Annotated in this window: 19 protein-coding genes; 3 read left to right on the top strand and 16 right to left on the bottom strand. The window is 44.2% G+C overall.

Annotation, left to right across the window (positions count from 1 at the left end; translation table 11 throughout):
- Window positions 1-90: 90 nt before the first annotated feature.
- The 4 genes from KHB02_RS15530 to KHB02_RS15515 all read right to left on the bottom strand — a co-directional run bounded on the left by KHB02_RS15530 (window position 91) and on the right by KHB02_RS15515 (window position 3745).
- The gene (locus KHB02_RS15530; protein WP_213148219.1) at window positions 91-1035 is read right to left on the bottom strand and encodes an ABC transporter permease subunit; all 945 of its coding nucleotides are present in this window, start codon (window positions 1033-1035) and stop codon (window positions 91-93) included.
- A 1-nt stretch (window position 1036) separates the two neighbouring features.
- The gene (locus tag KHB02_RS15525; RefSeq protein ID WP_213148218.1) at window positions 1037-1891 is read right to left on the bottom strand and encodes an ABC transporter permease subunit; all 855 of its coding nucleotides are present in this window, start codon (window positions 1889-1891) and stop codon (window positions 1037-1039) included.
- A gap of 182 nt (window positions 1892-2073) precedes the next feature.
- Window positions 2074-3003, bottom strand: coding sequence for an alpha/beta hydrolase (locus KHB02_RS15520; RefSeq protein ID WP_213148217.1), 930 nt, complete (start codon window positions 3001-3003; stop codon window positions 2074-2076).
- A 127-nt stretch (window positions 3004-3130) separates the two neighbouring features.
- On the bottom strand, window positions 3131-3745 hold the full coding sequence (locus tag KHB02_RS15515; protein WP_213148216.1) for a DedA family protein: 615 nt from the start codon (window positions 3743-3745) through the stop codon (window positions 3131-3133).
- Window positions 3746-3908: 163 nt separating this feature from the next.
- Here KHB02_RS15515 and KHB02_RS15510 point away from each other — a divergent pair, with 163 nt between their 5' ends.
- Window positions 3909-4982 (top strand): Gfo/Idh/MocA family protein, encoded by a 1074-nt coding sequence (locus KHB02_RS15510; RefSeq protein ID WP_213148215.1) that lies wholly within the window; start codon window positions 3909-3911, stop codon window positions 4980-4982.
- 72 nt (window positions 4983-5054) lie between these two features.
- On the opposite strand, the gene KHB02_RS15505 is transcribed toward KHB02_RS15510, so the two are convergent.
- Window positions 5055-6146: a CotH kinase family protein gene (locus KHB02_RS15505; RefSeq protein WP_213148214.1), complete on the bottom strand. Its 1092-nt coding sequence runs from the start codon at window positions 6144-6146 to the stop codon at window positions 5055-5057.
- Between the two features lie 145 nt (window positions 6147-6291).
- Here KHB02_RS15505 and KHB02_RS30050 point away from each other — a divergent pair, with 145 nt between their 5' ends.
- Window positions 6292-6711 (top strand): CotG/ExsB N-terminal domain-containing protein, encoded by a 420-nt coding sequence (locus KHB02_RS30050; RefSeq protein WP_420848087.1) that lies wholly within the window; start codon window positions 6292-6294, stop codon window positions 6709-6711.
- A 105-nt stretch (window positions 6712-6816) separates the two neighbouring features.
- Here KHB02_RS30050 and KHB02_RS15500 read toward each other — a convergent pair whose 3' ends face one another.
- From KHB02_RS15500 to eutL, 11 genes are all read right to left on the bottom strand, one after another.
- A complete protein-coding gene (locus tag KHB02_RS15500; protein WP_213148213.1) occupies window positions 6817-8352 on the bottom strand; it encodes an amino acid permease in 1536 nt (511 codons plus the stop codon).
- A gap of 26 nt (window positions 8353-8378) precedes the next feature.
- Window positions 8379-8513, bottom strand: a complete 135-nt coding sequence (locus tag KHB02_RS29795; protein ID WP_277398268.1) for a hypothetical protein — start codon at window positions 8511-8513, stop codon at window positions 8379-8381.
- A 50-nt stretch (window positions 8514-8563) separates the two neighbouring features.
- Window positions 8564-9382 carry an ethanolamine ammonia-lyase subunit EutC gene (gene eutC, locus KHB02_RS15495; protein ID WP_213148240.1) on the bottom strand — a complete coding sequence of 273 codons (819 nt, stop codon included), beginning with the start codon at window positions 9380-9382 and terminating at the stop codon, window positions 8564-8566.
- 57 nt (window positions 9383-9439) lie between these two features.
- Window positions 9440-10801, bottom strand: coding sequence for an ethanolamine ammonia-lyase subunit EutB (locus KHB02_RS15490; protein ID WP_213148212.1), 1362 nt, complete (start codon window positions 10799-10801; stop codon window positions 9440-9442).
- A gap of 170 nt (window positions 10802-10971) precedes the next feature.
- Entirely contained in the window at window positions 10972-12399 is a 1428-nt protein-coding gene (locus KHB02_RS15485) for an ethanolamine ammonia-lyase reactivating factor EutA (RefSeq protein ID WP_213148211.1), read from the bottom strand.
- 43 nt (window positions 12400-12442) lie between these two features.
- Complete coding sequence (locus KHB02_RS15480; protein WP_213148210.1) at window positions 12443-12883, bottom strand: EutP/PduV family microcompartment system protein; 441 nt, start codon at window positions 12881-12883, stop codon at window positions 12443-12445.
- Window positions 12880-13218 carry an ethanolamine utilization microcompartment protein EutS gene (gene eutS / locus KHB02_RS15475; RefSeq protein WP_213148209.1) on the bottom strand — a complete coding sequence of 113 codons (339 nt, stop codon included), beginning with the start codon at window positions 13216-13218 and terminating at the stop codon, window positions 12880-12882. Before eutS ends, KHB02_RS15480 begins: the two co-directional genes overlap by 4 nt.
- A 22-nt stretch (window positions 13219-13240) precedes the next feature.
- Complete coding sequence (locus KHB02_RS15470) at window positions 13241-13516, bottom strand: EutN/CcmL family microcompartment protein (RefSeq protein WP_213148208.1); 276 nt, start codon at window positions 13514-13516, stop codon at window positions 13241-13243.
- Window positions 13513-14286, bottom strand: a complete 774-nt coding sequence (locus tag KHB02_RS15465) for a hypothetical protein (protein WP_213148207.1) — start codon at window positions 14284-14286, stop codon at window positions 13513-13515. The genes KHB02_RS15470 and KHB02_RS15465 overlap by 4 nt, the downstream gene beginning before the upstream one ends.
- 22 nt (window positions 14287-14308) lie before the next feature.
- Entirely contained in the window at window positions 14309-14608 is a 300-nt protein-coding gene (locus tag KHB02_RS15460; protein WP_213148206.1) for a BMC domain-containing protein, read from the bottom strand.
- 35 nt (window positions 14609-14643) lie between these two features.
- Window positions 14644-15300 carry an ethanolamine utilization microcompartment protein EutL gene (gene eutL, locus KHB02_RS15455; protein ID WP_213148205.1) on the bottom strand — a complete coding sequence of 219 codons (657 nt, stop codon included), beginning with the start codon at window positions 15298-15300 and terminating at the stop codon, window positions 14644-14646.
- 265 nt (window positions 15301-15565) lie between these two features.
- Between eutL and KHB02_RS15450 the strand changes: the two genes are divergently transcribed.
- Window positions 15566-15994: an acyl-CoA thioesterase gene (locus tag KHB02_RS15450; protein ID WP_213148204.1), complete on the top strand. Its 429-nt coding sequence runs from the start codon at window positions 15566-15568 to the stop codon at window positions 15992-15994.
- Window positions 15995-16058 lie beyond the last annotated feature (64 nt).

The raw sequence follows: 16058 nt of genomic DNA, 5'->3' as shown, positions 1-16058 counted from the left end.
TCATTTTTTTGCAGATTAAAAGATATGTAGTACTAAAAAAGAGGCATCCTTTTAACCGGATTGCCTCTTTTATATGGATATAAAATATATTTAGACCTTTTCCCTTTTAAATGTATACTCTTTTCTTTGAAAATACGACTTTATCGAATCATTGATGAAGGCGACGCTGATTGCTGTAAATATAAAGAAGAGAACTGGCACAATGATAATCCATTGGCTGGAATAAAGGTAAGGAAGACTTCCGCCAATAACGCCGGACCACTCATAAGAAACAGAGCGCGGATCGTCTACAATCATCCCGTAAGAAACGAAGGTACCGCCAAAGAATAGCTTCATAAACCCAAGGTGGGCAAGGAGCTGCAGGACCTGGGTAAATTGCTGACCGAATAATAAAATCCATTTTTCGTAAACATGGGGAACGATGTGTTTAAAATAAATGTAGCGTTTACTTGCACCAAGCGTTTTGGAGGCCACAATAAAATCTTCCTTTTCCACAATCCTCATTTCATTCGCTAGATGGATGGTTAAATTCGGAATCGCAATGATAATTAAAATAACCGTTTCAAATAAAGCCCGTTTCCAAAATGGGGTTTGAAATCCGTCAATTGGCATCCACAAAACACTAAACAAAATGAAATAAACGATGATGGTTTGCGGAACGACGGAAAATGGTTCAAAAAGACTTTTTAGAAAACCAAACAGTCTTGGTCTCACAGAGTAGATCAAGGAGCTTGCCACTAAGGACAACAGCAGCCTTAAAATGGCAACAATCAAGGTGATTCCGATGGTGTACTTTGCCCCTTCAATCATCATTTGCCCCAAATCATACCCGAACTTATCCGAACCGAGCAAAAACACCGTAAATGGCGGGTAGGGCGGTGCATCGATGAGATTCCCCTTATCATCATAAAAAAAACGCACCTGTCTGATTTCCCCATCATGAAGTACCGTATTTACTATGCTCCAGGTAAGCAGCGTAACAAGGAATAAGACGCCAAAAACAAATCTTTTTCTTTTTAATAAAAATAGAATCATGCTACTTGGAATCCTTTCTGTAATCAAAGCTGATCCATTCGTACGTGCGGTAAAGTAGATAAAAAGGGATAAAAATGAGAATACAGCCGACAACAAAAGGATCCGGTCCAGTGACCATTGCCCTTAACAAGCCGTTCATATTAAACAAATAATCTACTACCAATAAAGTGGACAGCATCGTCCAGAAAATGGTCTTCGAGGAGCCAAACATCCCTTCGGCAATATTCCGGAGCACGTGGATATTCAAAATATAAGAAAAAGATAATCCCTTTGCTTTGGCTAAATGGATATATTGTTTCTCCAACTCTTCCTCAATGTGGTGAATGAACACCTTCGTGATATAGAAGCTAATGGGAACGCTTAAGCTGATCACTGGCAAAAGGAAGGCCTTTTCACGTATACTGACCACTGTTGCTATTTTTATTCCTGTTTTCTTGTAAATCATAATAACAGCCAGCTGCAATAAGAGAATGAACATCAAATCAGGAACAGCCTCTGCCAATTCAATCAAGTTTTTAAGGACGTTGATTTTTTTTCGAAAAAATATAAACGAAAGATATGTAATGACAAAGGCGATGAAACAAGCTGTAAGGATGCTTAATCCGAGAATTTTCATAGACTCTATGTATCTATCAAAAATAACTGGAAATAATGGATTTTTTCCGTCCAAAGTCAATTGATCATAGGAGATTAAACCAAGGTTCATGGCTTTAATCGCAATAAAGTAATCTGAAAAATGAAACGTCAAATCCTTTAATAAAACCGGTAATGCACCAATGCAAATCAACACTTCCACTGCTAACAAGCACTGCAAAACTAAAATAACCACTTTTTTCGCAATACGTTTAAGATTCATAGATTCTTCCTCTCTATTGATGCATGGGTACGGTTCTCGTGCCTCATTTTGATCCACGGTAAGCTATAAAAATTTACACAAAATTCCGCAAAATATATTATAAATGCTCTTTTTCCATTTTGCTATTTTTAATTTTAAAAAAGTGCCTGGATTGTATAATGGCCCAGACACTTTTAGGTATTTTATTTACTGAATGCTTTTTTTAAAGCTTCCCCTGATTTTTCCAAGGCCGCTTTTCCTACGTTTAGTACTGCCGCCATGCTGATAAAGCCGTGGATGGTGCCGTCGTAACGGATTGTTTCTACTTCCACACCTGAATCAGCTAATTTTTTACCATACTCTTCCCCTTCGTCGCGTAACGGGTCATATTCTGCGGTAATAACTAGTGCCGGCGGCAGGCCTGTAAAGTCCTCATTTAAGGCAGGCGATACGAGTGGGCTTTTCTTATCTTCCTCACTGTTCAAATAACAATCGCGGAACCATTCCATTGTTCCCTTTTCTAGAAAATAGCCGTGAGCATTCTCCACCATCGAAACGGTCGGCACTCCGCCAGTGTTGGTACTTGGATACATCAAAAGCTGGAAACAAATTGGCGGGGTGTTTTTCTCTTTTGCAAGATGACTGATAACAGCAGCAAGGTTACCACCAGCACTGTCGCCGCCAACAGCAATCCGCGTGCGGTCCACCTTAAAGTCTTCGGCATGGTCGTATACATATTGTACTGCTGCGTAGGAGTCTTCCACTGCAGCCGGAAACTTGTGTTCAGGTGCAAGCCGATAGTCAACGGAAATCGTAACGCAGCCAGCGCTATTGGTAAGGGCCCGGCAAATATTATCATGGGTATCAAGATCGCAGATCACCCAACCTCCGCCGTGATAAAAAACTAACGCTGGATAGCTTGACTGTTCTTCCTTCGGATAGTAGACCCTTACAGGAATATCTGACGCAGGGCCAGGAATAGTCCGGTTTTCCACCTTGCCTACTTCCTCAACTTCCCCTTGGGGAAACTTGGAACCCATTCTTGCCATTTGCGGGGTTAAAGTTTCGAGCGGCGGTGCGCCTAGAGCTTTTAACTGGTCTAATAAAAACTTTGTTTGCAGTTCAAGAGTCATTTTTTCGCCCACCTTCAGAATCATAGTTTCATACGATTATATTGTTCGAGAAAAGTTAATTTTTTCCTCCAAAAATATAAATAATTATCCCCAGCAGGCGAGGCAGTTTAAGAAATTGTTTCTTTCTTCATTTCGAAAAAAGTAAGCCTTTCCTTATTAATGTGATGACTCCCACCATTAATAGGCCGAAAAGAATCCCGTAAATTACGTTAGAGAAATTATCCATTTTTTCCGTAATAAGTTCCCAATTCTCTCCCAAGCTTGCACCTAGATGAATCAGGACAGTATTCCAAATCAGTGTTCCAATCGTTGTGAAAATTAGGAAAAGAGAAAAATTCATGTTGGCCATTCCAGCGGGGATTGAAATTAAACTGCGAATTAGCGGAATAAACCTACACAGGAAAACCGTCCAAATACCATATTTATTAAACCAGGCATTGGCGCGGTATAAATCTTCCTTTTTTAGTCGTAACAATTTTCCATACCGCTTAATGATTCTGTCAAACCGTTCCACATCCAAAAAATTTCCGAGACGATATAAAATTACCGCACCAAATACAGAACCTAAAGTTGAGGCAATAATGACTCCCGTAACGTTCAAACTGGTATCCAAGGTCATATAACCGCCAAAGGTCAGGATGACCTCCGAAGGAATGGGCGGGAAAATATTTTCAAGAGCGATCAGCAAAAATACCCCTATGTAACCATAGCTTTCAATAAAATCTTTTATCCAAACTTCCATTTTAATCCTCCATTTTTTTCATTTCCACATGTATTACGTTTTTTATCCTAAAAGGTTCCGCTAATTGGTATAAGTTCATATAGGAAAATTTTTTCTTCTATCTAGCACAAACTACCAGTTCCTATTACACTTAAATTATCCTAAATTTGAGGGGGTTTTACACATGAAGAAATTTAAGGCAGGAATTATCGGAACCGGTTTCGGCGCTAAAGTGCATGCACCGATGATGAACTTTCATGACGGATTTAAGGTAACCGCAATAGCAAGTGTTTCACGAGGAAATGTGGAGAATGTCCGAAACACGAGCGGTATAGATAATGTTTATACTGACTGGCGATTAATGCTCGAGAAGGAAGAACTCGACCTTGTTGTTGTAGCTTCAGCTGTTCATTTACATAAAGAAATGGTACTGGCTGCTTATGAAAAAGGTCTGCATGTGGTCTGTGAAAAGCCAATGGGCTTAGATGTGTCGGAGACAGAGGAAATGATTTCAGCCAAAAACCAAGCAAACAAACTAGGGATCATTAATCATGAATTCCGCTTCCTACCTGCCCGGACAAAGGTGAAGGAAATTTTGGACAGCGGCAGCTTGGGTAAAGTTTTACACGTTCGTTATTTGGCTGCTTTTCCGAATTATGCCTATCTTTCATCCAACCCACGTGGCTGGCTGGCCAAAGCGGAGACTGGCGGAGGGATGCTTGGGGCAATTGGTTCGCATATGTCCGACTCTCTTCAGTGGTGGCTTGACAGTCATTTTCATGAAGTGTTTGCTAATCTTCCTATCCATGTACCAACCTATACTTCTGGGGATGGAACAGTCGAAATCCGTACAGCCGATGATGCATTTCAGGTTATTGGCAAGCTTGATAACGGGGTTACAGTAACGTTGGAATTTGTGTCGGGAGTCCGCCAAACCGCCAATTCATGGCGTTTAGAGGTCTTTGGTACAGAAGGAACAATGGTTATGTTAGACGATAGCCAGGTTCTGCTTTCTTCAGGTGATGCTCCTCTTGAAGCAGTTGAGCTAGTACCTGATATAACAGCCCCTGCAGAAATGCCGGCGGTCGCAGCCCGTTACTATAACGGCTTTAACCGCTCTCTAGATGCCCTGTACGAAACTCTAGTGACAGGTGTTAAACACCCTAATCTAGCTAATTTTGAGAACGGCCATGAAACACAAAGGGTGCTTGATGCGATTCGGCTTTCCTCGAGGGAAGGACGGAAAGTTTCCCTTTAAATTCATAAAAGAACCATCCGAAATTGGATGGTTCTTTTAAAAACACCGCAGTCATAAAGGCTGCGGCCTAATTTAGTTAAGCTTTACTATTTCGCGTTCGATATATTTTCTTCTTTCAAGGATGTATTCCGTGATTACCCGAAGCTCCTGGTCAAATTGTGTGATCGAGTCCTTTTTGTAGGGGTCCTGCAGGACATAGGGCCGGATTATCCCAAGCACCTTTTCAACTCTAGGCAACATAAATCCCAATGTAAACTGCTGATTCATAATTTCAACCAGCAGCTTTTGATACTGCTTTCGAAACGAATCCACATCCAAAATTCTTGCCGTTAACGTATTATAGCCCTTAAGCGGAACATAATCCGCCCCCATCACCTTCCCGTTAACATCCCTCCCCCAGGTGGCATCGTAATCCCATGGCATCACCTCGAATAGCCCTGTTTCACCATTTCGGTAAAGCGAATAATTATGGACAAAACCATCATAGTTGGACGTGAAGATGATGCCCGCAATCCACCGCAAGTATTTTTCAACATCAATATATTTAATAATTTCCCTCTCAAATTCACTTCTAGGAATCGTATTAATGTTATAAATAAACCTTTCTAAAAACTTATCCTCGGACGACTTCCCACACTTCTTTTCATAGCCTGATTTCAATGACTTTTTCACGGCTTTATCCAAATCACTCATCAATGAAAAATTCGCATCGCCATCAATGGCGTAATAAATGCTGCCAGCGGGAAGGTTTCTTCTTCTTAAAAAATTTTCATCCACCGATTCGATTTCCAAATATATTCCTTCCGGTTTGCCGTTAAGGGTCAAAAAGACATGCCGGGAATATGGTGCCAGGACACCAATCTCAGAAAAGAAATCGAAGGATAATTTATTCCGTATGAACGAAGGATCCTTATACTCAGCATTTATATGAATTTCACTGGAGCCTTTGAATTTTTTAGGCTTATAAAAAGAAATGTAATACGATTTTTTCAAAAAATCACGAATATGGGAGCCGCGGTAGCTGATATCTACCTCTAATCTCTTGCCATCGATATTTAGCTGTGCGGGGATTGGCATATCCACCCATATATCCCTTTTAAGCTCCTTTAAGTCGCTCGGTTTTATAAAAATTTTATAGTTTGGCAGTTTTACGGCTTCGTCCATTCCCTATCCTCCCCTCCTTTTATACCTATGATGGAGTAAAAGGGATGTCACGGTTTATTGATTTTTTCATTGAATAGGCTATTGTCCGAGACCAAGACAAGCGTCCATTCGTAAATTGTTAAAAGAGGAGTGGGTGTAATAGATAATGCACAATTCATTTCGTACTCCCTTTTCTGTAAAAAAGGAGGTGCTTCAAATGGAAGAAAGAGAATTTTCTCCAGAGGATATTCAAAGAGCTGCTGATGACGTAGGACGCGGCGGATTCGGGGATTTCATGTTTATGGATCCAGGCCGTCATCGCGGGACATCTAGCCACAGAAGAACTTCTAGTCGGACTTCTAGTCGGACTTCTAGTCGGACTTCTAGACGAACCTCTAGTCGTCGAAAGATGACATCCAGCAGAAATACAACTCGACGCCGCACGTCCAGAAAAAGAACTTCAAGACGCTTAACGCATAATCTGGAATGCACAAACTGGCGTAATACAGGCCACGGCAGACATCAAACGAAAAGCTGCTGGAAAGACGGCAACATGTGGGTGTTTAAATCCCGTAAAAGAGGTTAAAGAATCAAAAGGCGGCTGGTCCGCCTTTTCTTTTTTTTCTAATCAGGAAAACTCTGAAGGTCAGGACCCCGGCACAACGTCTGAAAGGTCCTGACCTCTTTTTAATTAATGTTTCCCATGTTCAAACTCGTCTTCCAGTCTTCTAATTTCATCAATTGATTTTTCGAGTGCTGACTGAGGGCCTTTGAAATGCTTTTTATAATAAGTCAAATCCATAATAATTAACAAGATAAACATTCCCGCCAAGGCATAGGCAGCCATTTGGTTAGGGGGAATGATCATCATGATAGAAATGAAGATAATCCAAAGGATGCTGAGAATATTGATCGGCTTGCTCCACTTTCCAAGACTCCAAGGGCCGTAATGCTTTGGCTGAAAGATCCCCTTAGCCTCTGCCTGCAGCTTGAGATAGATGGGAATCCCATAGGCAACATACAAACCAACCACACTTACTGCCGTCAGGAAGGCGATGGTGGAGTAACCTGCATCCGGATTCACCAGCTTCGTAATGTAATCAATCAACGCCAGCACAAACGAAAGAATCACAGACAGCCAAATCGCCTTTGCCGGTGTCCGGAACTTCCGGCTGATTTCCGCCCAATGGCGGCTGAACGGCATTCCTTTGTCCCTTGAGAAAGCATACATCATCCGCGAAAAGGAAGTAATCGACGAAAGGCCGCAGAAGAACATTGCAAATGTCACTAGCCATAACACGACTGCTCCAAAGGTGCCGCCCAGAGCTTCACTAATAACAAAGATAAAAGCATTATCTGATTTCACCGCACCGGCCGCATCATGAATCGAAAGCGTGACAAATGCCAGCATGATAAATCCAAACACAAATGAAAACGCAACGGAGTTGTAAATGCCCCATGGAGCGCGAACACGTGGGTGGACTGTTTCTTCAATCGTATGGGCAGACGCATCATAACCAGTAAAGGTCCACTGTGCCTGTAACAATCCGATTAAAAAGGCCAGAACATAAGGCTTATCGGAGAAGGTTTGCCCTACCTGGAATAAGTAATCAACCGGCTGTAGGCCGTTTCTTGTAAAAAATGCTAAGCTGACAACCAGAATAGCAACAACGACCATATGGTACCAGGCTGAAAAGTCGTTTAATTTTGCGACGATTTTAATCCCAACGTGATTGAGGATTCCGTGTAATAGGAGAATAACGCCAAAGACAATTAAAGTGGTGGTATCGGTAGAGGTATATCCAAAAACGGTTGCTAGGAGCGGGTCTGCAAATAAGGCGCAAGAGTAGTCGATTCCGGCCACAATCCCAATTTGGCCGATTAAATTAATCCAGGCTGTGTACCAGCCAATCCGAACCCCCTTTAAGGCGGCGGCCCAGTGATACAGGGCACCTGCAGTGGGAATAGCAGAAGCCAGCTCGGCAAGTGATGCGGCCACCAGCATCACGAAAAAGGCCACAATCGTCCAGCCAAAACCCATCATACCCGGGCCGCCGTACGTTAACCCATGTCCATAGAGAGAAACAGCCCCTGTTAAGATGGAAATAATCGAAAAGGAAATCGCAAAGTTGGAAAATCCGCCCATATCCCGCAGTAATTCCTGGGCATAGCCATAGCGGTTCAGCTGCTTCCTATCCTCCAACAATTGTTGGTCTTTGTTTTTCATTTGTTCTACCCCTTTCTGACTGATTATTAGTCATCCTTTCCAACAAAGATTTCATGCTCTTCTTCTTTAAAGGCCCTTACATTTTTATTCGCATGCATGCCAATGGCCGTACCGACCACTAAAGTGATGACTACAAGTGCAAAGCCGATTACAACCTCCATCCCCCCACCCTCCTTTCATTATAAAATCCCAATAGAAAGATAGAATAACACTATAATTCCAGCTTTACTCCGCTCACCTTTTGCTCAAGCATCTTCTTAAGGACAGTACCAATATGAGCACCAGCCTCGACAGGCGGAGTTCCAAGCGGGTGAATATTCGAAATGACATTGCGGTCGGATTCAACCACTCCTTTTCGCGGCCGGTAGCACATATAGGCACTCATCGAACTAGCCGAGACCAGCCCAGGCCGTTCGCCGATTAACAGGACCAACACCTCCGGCTCAAGAATCTCGCCAATATGATCCATGCAAGCTACCCTGCCCCCTTTGACAAAAAACGGGGTTCCAGCGGAAAGGTTATTGATTTTCAAAGAATCCAGTAAGGCCGGGTAAACATCCATTAAATTGGTTTCCACAGCACTAGCGCTTAGTCCGTCTGAGACGACAATTTGCACCTGCGGGTGATGGCTGCATTTTTCCTTAATGGCCCTAACCGCATTATCGGTTAAGATGCGCCCTTTATCAGGCCTTTTTAGATACGTTTCCTTGTTTTCATAGCATGTTTCAACGGTAAATAAATCAAATTCCGCCAGGGTTTTTTCAAGGACCTCGCCCCCGACCGCATCAATTGCCGCCGCATGGTCAAACTGCAGCTTTAACATCGTTTTCGTGAGCGGCCGGGTTCCAGTCCGCCAAACGCCAATCCTAGCCGGTGTAGAGGCAATTAAATCAGATACCCCCTCCTGATATACAGCTGCCGGAATAGAGGTCTTCCAGTCGTTCTCAGTAAATATCAGTCCTTCTTCATTGGTTTTCGCAATTTCTTCTGCTTTAGTTTCATCGGGAAAGTTCCTGTGAAGTTCCTCCATTACTTTTTGAACAATAAATTCAATCTCATTCTCCTGCACTCTCTCCCCCTCCTTTCTTTACATAAACAATGTCGGATCACCGGCTCGCTCGGTTAATATTCCGCTCTCCATAATTCCCATCTTCTCAAGCCATTTTTCAAAAAATGGCGAAGGTCTTAGGCCCAGCACCCTTCTGACAGAAGCAATGTCATGGAAGCTGGTCGATTGATAATTCAGCATGCAATCATCCGCCATCGGAACGCCGATGAGGAAATTGACACCGGCCGAACCAAGGAGGACGGCGAGATTCTCCATATCATTCTGGTCGGCTTTCATATGGTTTGTATAACAAACGTCGACACCCATGGGAATTCCTTGCAGCTTCCCCATAAAATGATCCTCAAGCCCGGCCCTGATAACCTGTTTGCTGTTGTAGAGATATTCCGGCCCAATAAAACCGACTACGGTGTTGACGATAAACGGCTTATATTTTTTTGCAAGCCCATAGCAGCGGGCTTCGAGCGTTACCTGGTCAATGCCATGATGTGCATCTGATGAAAGCTCCGACCCCTGTCCCGTCTCAAAATACCACAAATTCGGCCCTGCTGCCGTTCCCTCTTTTTGGATCAAATCATTCGCCTCATCCAACAGTCCGACGCTGATGCCAAACGCTGTGTTCCCTGCTTCCGTTCCCGCCAGGCTTTGAAAAAGCAAATCAGACGGCGCACCATTTCTGATGGCGCGCATCTGGGTCGTGACATGTGCAAGCACACAATTTTGCGTAGGGATTTGAAAGCGGTCGATTTCCTCTTTAGTCATTTGTAAAATTTGTTTTACACTTTCGGCTGAATCAATAACTGGGTTAATCCCGATAACTGCATCACCGATTCCATAACTGAGCGCTTCATATAAGGAGGCCCTGATTCCTTGAATGCTGTCAGTGGGATGATTCGGCTGGGCCCTGCCAGCAAGCGTGCCTTTATGGCCGACCGGATAATTACACTGGGTCACGACCTCGATTTTAGATGCTGCCTGAATCAAATCCAGGTTGGACATGATTTTAGCTGCGGCAGCGACCATCTCACTCGTCAGTCCCCGGCGGATCCGGCTGATTTCCCGATTTGTTGTAGATTCAGCCAGCAGGATCTCACGCAGGTCGCTGACAGTCCAATTGGCAATAGATTGATAGATTTTTTCATTAATAGATTCTTCAATGACGCGGGAAACCTCGTCCTCTTCAGGTGGGAGCACTGGGTTATTGCGGATGTCGCTCAGGGTCAAATCAGCCAGGAGGTGACGTGCTGCAAGCCGCTCCTGAGCGTCGTTGGCGGCGATACCCGCCAATTGGTCCCCCGACTTTTCCTCATTCGCCTTCGCTAGAATTTCTTTTAAGCTATTAAATTGATATGTTTTATTAAGTAAAGTAATTTTGGTTTTCAAATTTCACTTCACCTCCCAGTTTCTTTTTCTTTTAAGGGGTTAACGAGGATTTACTCGCCTGTTTTCCGATTTTACTCGTCAGTTCGGCCAATTTACTCGCTGCTTTCCCCATTTTACTCGTCAACTTTGGTATTTTACTCGTCGATTTCCAGATTTTACTCGCCATCCAGCTAAAACGCCAGCGTCTTCACAACAACGGGCACCATTGTATCATTCAACGGCTCGCCAATATCAATATAGTCGCCGTACTCAACCACCACCTGGTCAATACAAATCACGTCCATATCAGCCGCTAACTGCAGTCGCAGCGCCTGCCCCAGGGCTTTAGCCATATCATTTTCACAGACTACAACAAGAGCTGTTGCCCTAGGAAAAAGCCGTGCGTAGACCTTTCCGAGTACTTCCGCCAGCCCCTTTAGCTTTAAATAAGGCAAATAGGGCATTTCCGCTAAACTAATCGCAAACGGCACTTTAGAATTTTCATGGAACAATTCCTTTCCTTGAAAAAAAAGCCGTTCAATATACTGCTCCAGAGCCGTTTCTGAATAGCTCATTTTAACTACTGGGATGTTTCTTAGCGGCAGATGCTCAGGAGCAATCGATATCGTCGCCCCGCTGATTTTCGTTGTCTGCATGCCTGCCCCGATGACCGTTGCCCTCGAAGTTTGCGAAGACTCCACTACGGAAAAAGGATAGTTTTTTAAAGCTTTCATCAGTTCTGCAGCCAAAATCGGGCCGATGTCGTTATATTTCGCTGCCTCACCCAATGTCGGAGGAGGCCCTTCCAGTGCCAGCCTCCCAACCCCCCCAGAAATCATAACATCATTAATCATCGGAAGTGTTTCCGACGAAGCACTGTGAACCAACGCCTTAACGGTACCTATAGGCATCTTCCCCACTAAACAGTCCAGCATGTCTTTGCACAAACCAGAAGAAAGGTCAGAAATCTGCTTTAATGTAAGCCGCATCCCCTTTTCCAGCAAGTAGTTTTTAGAAAAAAGCCAAGGCTGTAAAGACTGGGATACCGCCAAGACTTCACCGGCAGAATCGATTTCGACCAGCCGGCCGCCAACATGAAAGGTAATCGTATCCAGCACTTTTCCTTGCTTAAAAAGGGCAACGTTGGCAGTACCGCCGCCGATATCGATATTGGCGACAATACCCTTCACCTTTTTTGAGTACTCAGAGGCACCCGATCCCCGTCCAGCCAATACGCCTTCCAAGCTGGCTCCGGCTATCGCTACCACAAAGTCCCCGGATCGTTCCGCCATATAATGCAGCAGAGCATCAGCATTTTTCTTAATCGCCGTTTCCCCCGTTATGATTACCGCACCCGACTTGATCTCCGATAGTGACAGTCCAATTCGTCGATATTCCTGTTCAAGCCAGCCCGCCAATGTCAGCAAGTCAATTTCATCTACATTTTTCAAAGGAGTGGAAATAATCTCACTCACATAGGTGACCTTTCGATCAATAATATCAAAGTGTGGCAGGGCAAAATGACTCGACACCCTGCCTAACGTCAGTTCGCTTAAAATCAATTTCGTTGTACTTGTGCCAATATCAATGCCGACACTCTTTATTGCTTCCAAGCTCAATCTAAAGCCCCTCCAGACCGCTATCTGTACCGCTCCTAAAAATTCAAATAAGATTCAATAGGGCCGCCTTCAAATCCGGTATTCCTTCAAGAGTGATGGACGAAATTTTATATATTGAATGATTTGACAAAACTTGCCTCAGCAGTTTTTCAGCCTTTTCCAAATCCGCATTTGGATGGTCTATTTTGGTGATGACACCAATAGGAATCAACGGAAATCCCTGTGCAAAATTCGGCGGCAGGAACTGCTCATGGCGAGTTGCGTCTTGAATGATTAGGAGAATCCGCGCTTCCAATGCTGTCGCGATTAAAGAACGGTAAAACAATGGATTTTCACTATACTCCCCAGGTGTGTCAATGATCCAATCCATATAGTTTAGTGCCTGTGTTTTGACAGCGGGTGTCGGGTCCTCAAGCAGTCGTTTGGTTAACGTAGATTTTCCTGACCCAACTGGACCAATTAACATCACTTTCCCTTTTTTCATGACTTAGTGATCTCCGCTGGTTCAAATTTCAAATGCCTGCTCAGGAATTGATTGATGGCTTGGATGGCCATTTCTACATTAGAGACCGTTCCGCAGATGACAAGCGATCCGGTAAAGCGGTCCAAATACCCAATATCGACATCTGCTGCTTTGGTAGCAATATCAGCTGCAATTATGGCGGTCTCTGTTGGTGTCAATGTCAAAATTCCAATCGCCCCCGCTTGACCAATTCCAAGCTTCGTATATAAGGCTTCATCAGGATTGGCTATAATGTGTGCCAATGTCAGCTGCTTCCCCGGTACATATTCCTGAATGACGCGCTGCTTTTTCTCCATCCATTCTTCACACCTTTAAACGCTATTCTTCCCCTTCGCCTACCTCGAGGGAATCGACAATTCCAACCACCACTGCATCGATCGGGGCATTTTTTGAAAAAATAGTCCTTGCCGGACTGCCACGTGAAACAATTACACGCTCACCGCGGCCGGCCCCAATTCGATCAGCAGCAATAATTGGAGCCCCTGCCGGCTCCCCTTTCCAGTTGATGGGCTCAATGATCAGCAGCTTCAGTTGGCTCATGCCATCCTCCTTTTGAGTAGCCCAAATGCTGCCCATGACCTTCCCAAGAATCATCCATCCGCCCCCTCTTCAATGACTTTTACCCCTTTTTCCTTCAGAAAATCCTTTGCCAGCGGCGTCAGGATCGTCCCTTGCCTGATCATCAAAGTCTTCGAGATTCCCAGATTCCCAGTAAGCCATTCCACTGTTAACACCTTTCCTATAAAGGTCTCCCCGGATTGTTGGTCCTTTTTTTCTTGGAAAAACAAACTAATAATTTCTTTATGCATATAGGATTGCTTGAAAAAACGAATACCAAGGTTGGTGAGCTCCTGTTTATAGGACTCAAATCGTTTCTTTAGTGGGAGCGGTAAATCCAGTGTTTTTAAGGTCCGGCGATCGGCCCGCTTGATACCAGAAGAATCACCGCCAACCATGACCGGTTTCTGAAGAACGAGGGCCGCAAAGATGATTTCCGATTTCACAGAACCCTTTAATCCTTGGCAGACACGGGCGGCGTTATCCAAGTCGATTTCCGGGATGACAATGGCATCATAATCCTTCGGCAGCTCAATCGGTGCTTTGGCATACTCGTCCGCTGCTATTACTTGCCCTGCCCCGGTAGCTTGGATATAGCTGCCCCCAAGCCATCCTGACGTCTCACCGTCAAGCGACAGGAAATCATAATCTATTGGATGTTTTTTTAGAACCATCAATTGGTCAACAAAGGGCTCGTGCGCTGAGCTGTCACAAAATACAAACAGGACTTTTATTCTAGGAGTCTCTTGTTCGATAAGTTCACGGGCAATCCGTTCTACCAATTTCTGCAGCTGCCCTTTATCCATTTTTAACACTCCCAACCGCCATTTACGTTATGCTTTGCCCTTCCAGCTTCGGGAGGATCAGTTCAATATCGGAGTGCGGCCTTGGTATTACATGGACGGAAATGAGTTCTCCCACCTTCGACGCTGCGGCTGCCCCTGCATCTGTAGCAGCCTTGACAGCACCAACATCACCGCGGACCAATACCGTTACAAGCCCGCCCCCTACCTGAACCTTCCCTACCAGACTAACATCCGCGGCTTTCACCATCGCATCCGCAGCCTCAACTGCTCCCACTAATCCCTTTGTTTCAATCATTCCTAATGCCGACGTTTCTCGTCCCATTTTTGGAACCTCCTTCATTTTTTTTACCATCTATCCTAAAACATCTTATGGGGAGACTGAGCTATTTTTTGAATCGTGTCCGCAAAGGCCTCCGCTGCTGCTTTACAGGAGGATTGGCTTCCTGTCAGAAGCCCCCCGCCAAAGTTGGTTTCTGTCGGCGGTCCATAAAAAACACAAAGCCTTACGTCTGCCGCCTTTAACGCTGCGTCCAGCCCCACCATCGCCTCAAGAGGAGGAGCAATTAAATATGCGAGCGGCTCCCCCGTTTCAATCCCGGCTAAACTCGATAAAAACGAACCAGTTCGAGAAATTGTATGGGCATAGTAAGCGTGATTCCCAGCCTCGTCCACCGCATAAAAAGCCGGACCCTCATTGATCATCCTTACAGCGACCTCCAAGCCGCTCTTTACTTCAGACGGTGTAGCCCCGCCTAAAATCCCAATAAACTCTCCCGATAATGGACCGGAAGCATGTGCGGCCCCGGCATAAAAAGACTTTGCATAGACGACTTCCACCGCGGCCATTTTGGTGGCCTCATCAATCGCAGTATAGCCGACATCATCACTTGTGCTGGTAACCAGCCCCAAGCTTTTGACGTGGTCCGGAACCTTCAATGCCTCTCTTAACCCTTCATCAACATTTGGTATCAGCTGACTTGCCAAGGCTTGGGCAGGTAATCGTTGTAGCCTCATGAGTTCCACTCCCTATTAGCAAAAAGGGTGCCCTGATGGCAGTATGACACTTCATCTAAGGCACCGATGCCAATCTCTATTCAATTTTGCTAGGTTACTACATCCTATTATTCTTATTTCAATTTATGCAAAAATTCCTAATTTAGAATTTCCTCGATCATTTGATATATAAAAAGACCTTCAAAAAAAGGAAATGAAAGGAATTAACAGAATAAATAGATTTGAGGGAATCATCCTTATCAAAATTTAAAAAAGGTGGTTTACAATGGTTAATGATTTTCGTTTTTCACATCGCCTGAAGGTCCGCTATTCTGAAATTGACGGTCAGAAGATTGTTTTTAACGCTCACTATATGACTTATATAGATGTTGCTGTTACTGAATATTTCCATGAGGGATTGAAGTTAGACTTTGAAGAGGCCGATTTTGATTTTGTTCTGGCAAAATCTACTTTGGAGTTTAAAAAGTCAGCAGAATTGAATGACTGGCTGAACATTTGGTGTAAAATGTCCAAGATCGGTAACACAAGTTTGACCTTAAACTGCATGATTACTAGAGATGGTGAAACAGACCCAATTCTTTTAGCCGAAATTATTTACGTCAGCTATGATGCTAAAACAAAAACAACCCGGCCAGTGCCGGCTCTAGTCCGCAGCCGAATTGAAGAATTCGAGAACGGCTTATTGACCCAGTAATGATTGAGTTAAATAACTAGTATACACAAAAAAGGCGGCCGTCTTTTAAGCGGCCGCTTTTTAC

Source organism: Neobacillus citreus (genome assembly GCF_018343545.2).
GTDB classification, from domain to species: Bacteria; Bacillota; Bacilli; order Bacillales; family Cytobacillaceae; genus Neobacillus; species Neobacillus citreus.
This window is presented reverse-complemented; position numbering and strand designations above follow the sequence as displayed.

Excerpts from the sequence above, each read along its gene's own strand:
- KHB02_RS15530 (WP_213148219.1), bottom strand. The coding sequence starts at position 1,035 with ATGATTCTATTTTTATTAAAAAGAAAAAGATTTGTTTTTGGCGTCTTA.
- KHB02_RS15525 (WP_213148218.1), bottom strand. The coding sequence starts at position 1,891 with ATGAATCTTAAACGTATTGCGAAAAAAGTGGTTATTTTAGTTTTGCAG.
- KHB02_RS15520 (WP_213148217.1), bottom strand. The coding sequence starts at position 3,003 with ATGACTCTTGAACTGCAAACAAAGTTTTTATTAGACCAGTTAAAAGCT.
- KHB02_RS15515 (WP_213148216.1), bottom strand. The coding sequence starts at position 3,745 with ATGGAAGTTTGGATAAAAGATTTTATTGAAAGCTATGGTTACATAGGG.
- KHB02_RS15510 (WP_213148215.1), top strand. The coding sequence starts at position 3,909 with ATGAAGAAATTTAAGGCAGGAATTATCGGAACCGGTTTCGGCGCTAAA.
- KHB02_RS15505 (WP_213148214.1), bottom strand. The coding sequence starts at position 6,146 with ATGGACGAAGCCGTAAAACTGCCAAACTATAAAATTTTTATAAAACCG.
- KHB02_RS30050 (WP_420848087.1), top strand. The coding sequence starts at position 6,292 with ATGCACAATTCATTTCGTACTCCCTTTTCTGTAAAAAAGGAGGTGCTT.
- KHB02_RS15500 (WP_213148213.1), bottom strand. The coding sequence starts at position 8,352 with ATGAAAAACAAAGACCAACAATTGTTGGAGGATAGGAAGCAGCTGAAC.
- KHB02_RS29795 (WP_277398268.1), bottom strand. The coding sequence starts at position 8,513 with ATGGAGGTTGTAATCGGCTTTGCACTTGTAGTCATCACTTTAGTGGTC.
- eutC (WP_213148240.1), bottom strand. The coding sequence starts at position 9,382 with ATGGAGGAACTTCACAGGAACTTTCCCGATGAAACTAAAGCAGAAGAA.
- KHB02_RS15480 (WP_213148210.1), bottom strand. The coding sequence starts at position 12,883 with ATGAAAAAAGGGAAAGTGATGTTAATTGGTCCAGTTGGGTCAGGAAAA.
- eutS (WP_213148209.1), bottom strand. The coding sequence starts at position 13,218 with ATGGAGAAAAAGCAGCGCGTCATTCAGGAATATGTACCGGGGAAGCAG.
- KHB02_RS15470 (WP_213148208.1), bottom strand. The coding sequence starts at position 13,516 with ATGATTCTTGGGAAGGTCATGGGCAGCATTTGGGCTACTCAAAAGGAG.
- KHB02_RS15465 (WP_213148207.1), bottom strand. The coding sequence starts at position 14,286 with ATGGATAAAGGGCAGCTGCAGAAATTGGTAGAACGGATTGCCCGTGAA.
- KHB02_RS15460 (WP_213148206.1), bottom strand. The coding sequence starts at position 14,608 with ATGGGACGAGAAACGTCGGCATTAGGAATGATTGAAACAAAGGGATTA.
- eutL (WP_213148205.1), bottom strand. The coding sequence starts at position 15,300 with ATGAGGCTACAACGATTACCTGCCCAAGCCTTGGCAAGTCAGCTGATA.
- KHB02_RS15450 (WP_213148204.1), top strand. The coding sequence starts at position 15,566 with ATGGTTAATGATTTTCGTTTTTCACATCGCCTGAAGGTCCGCTATTCT.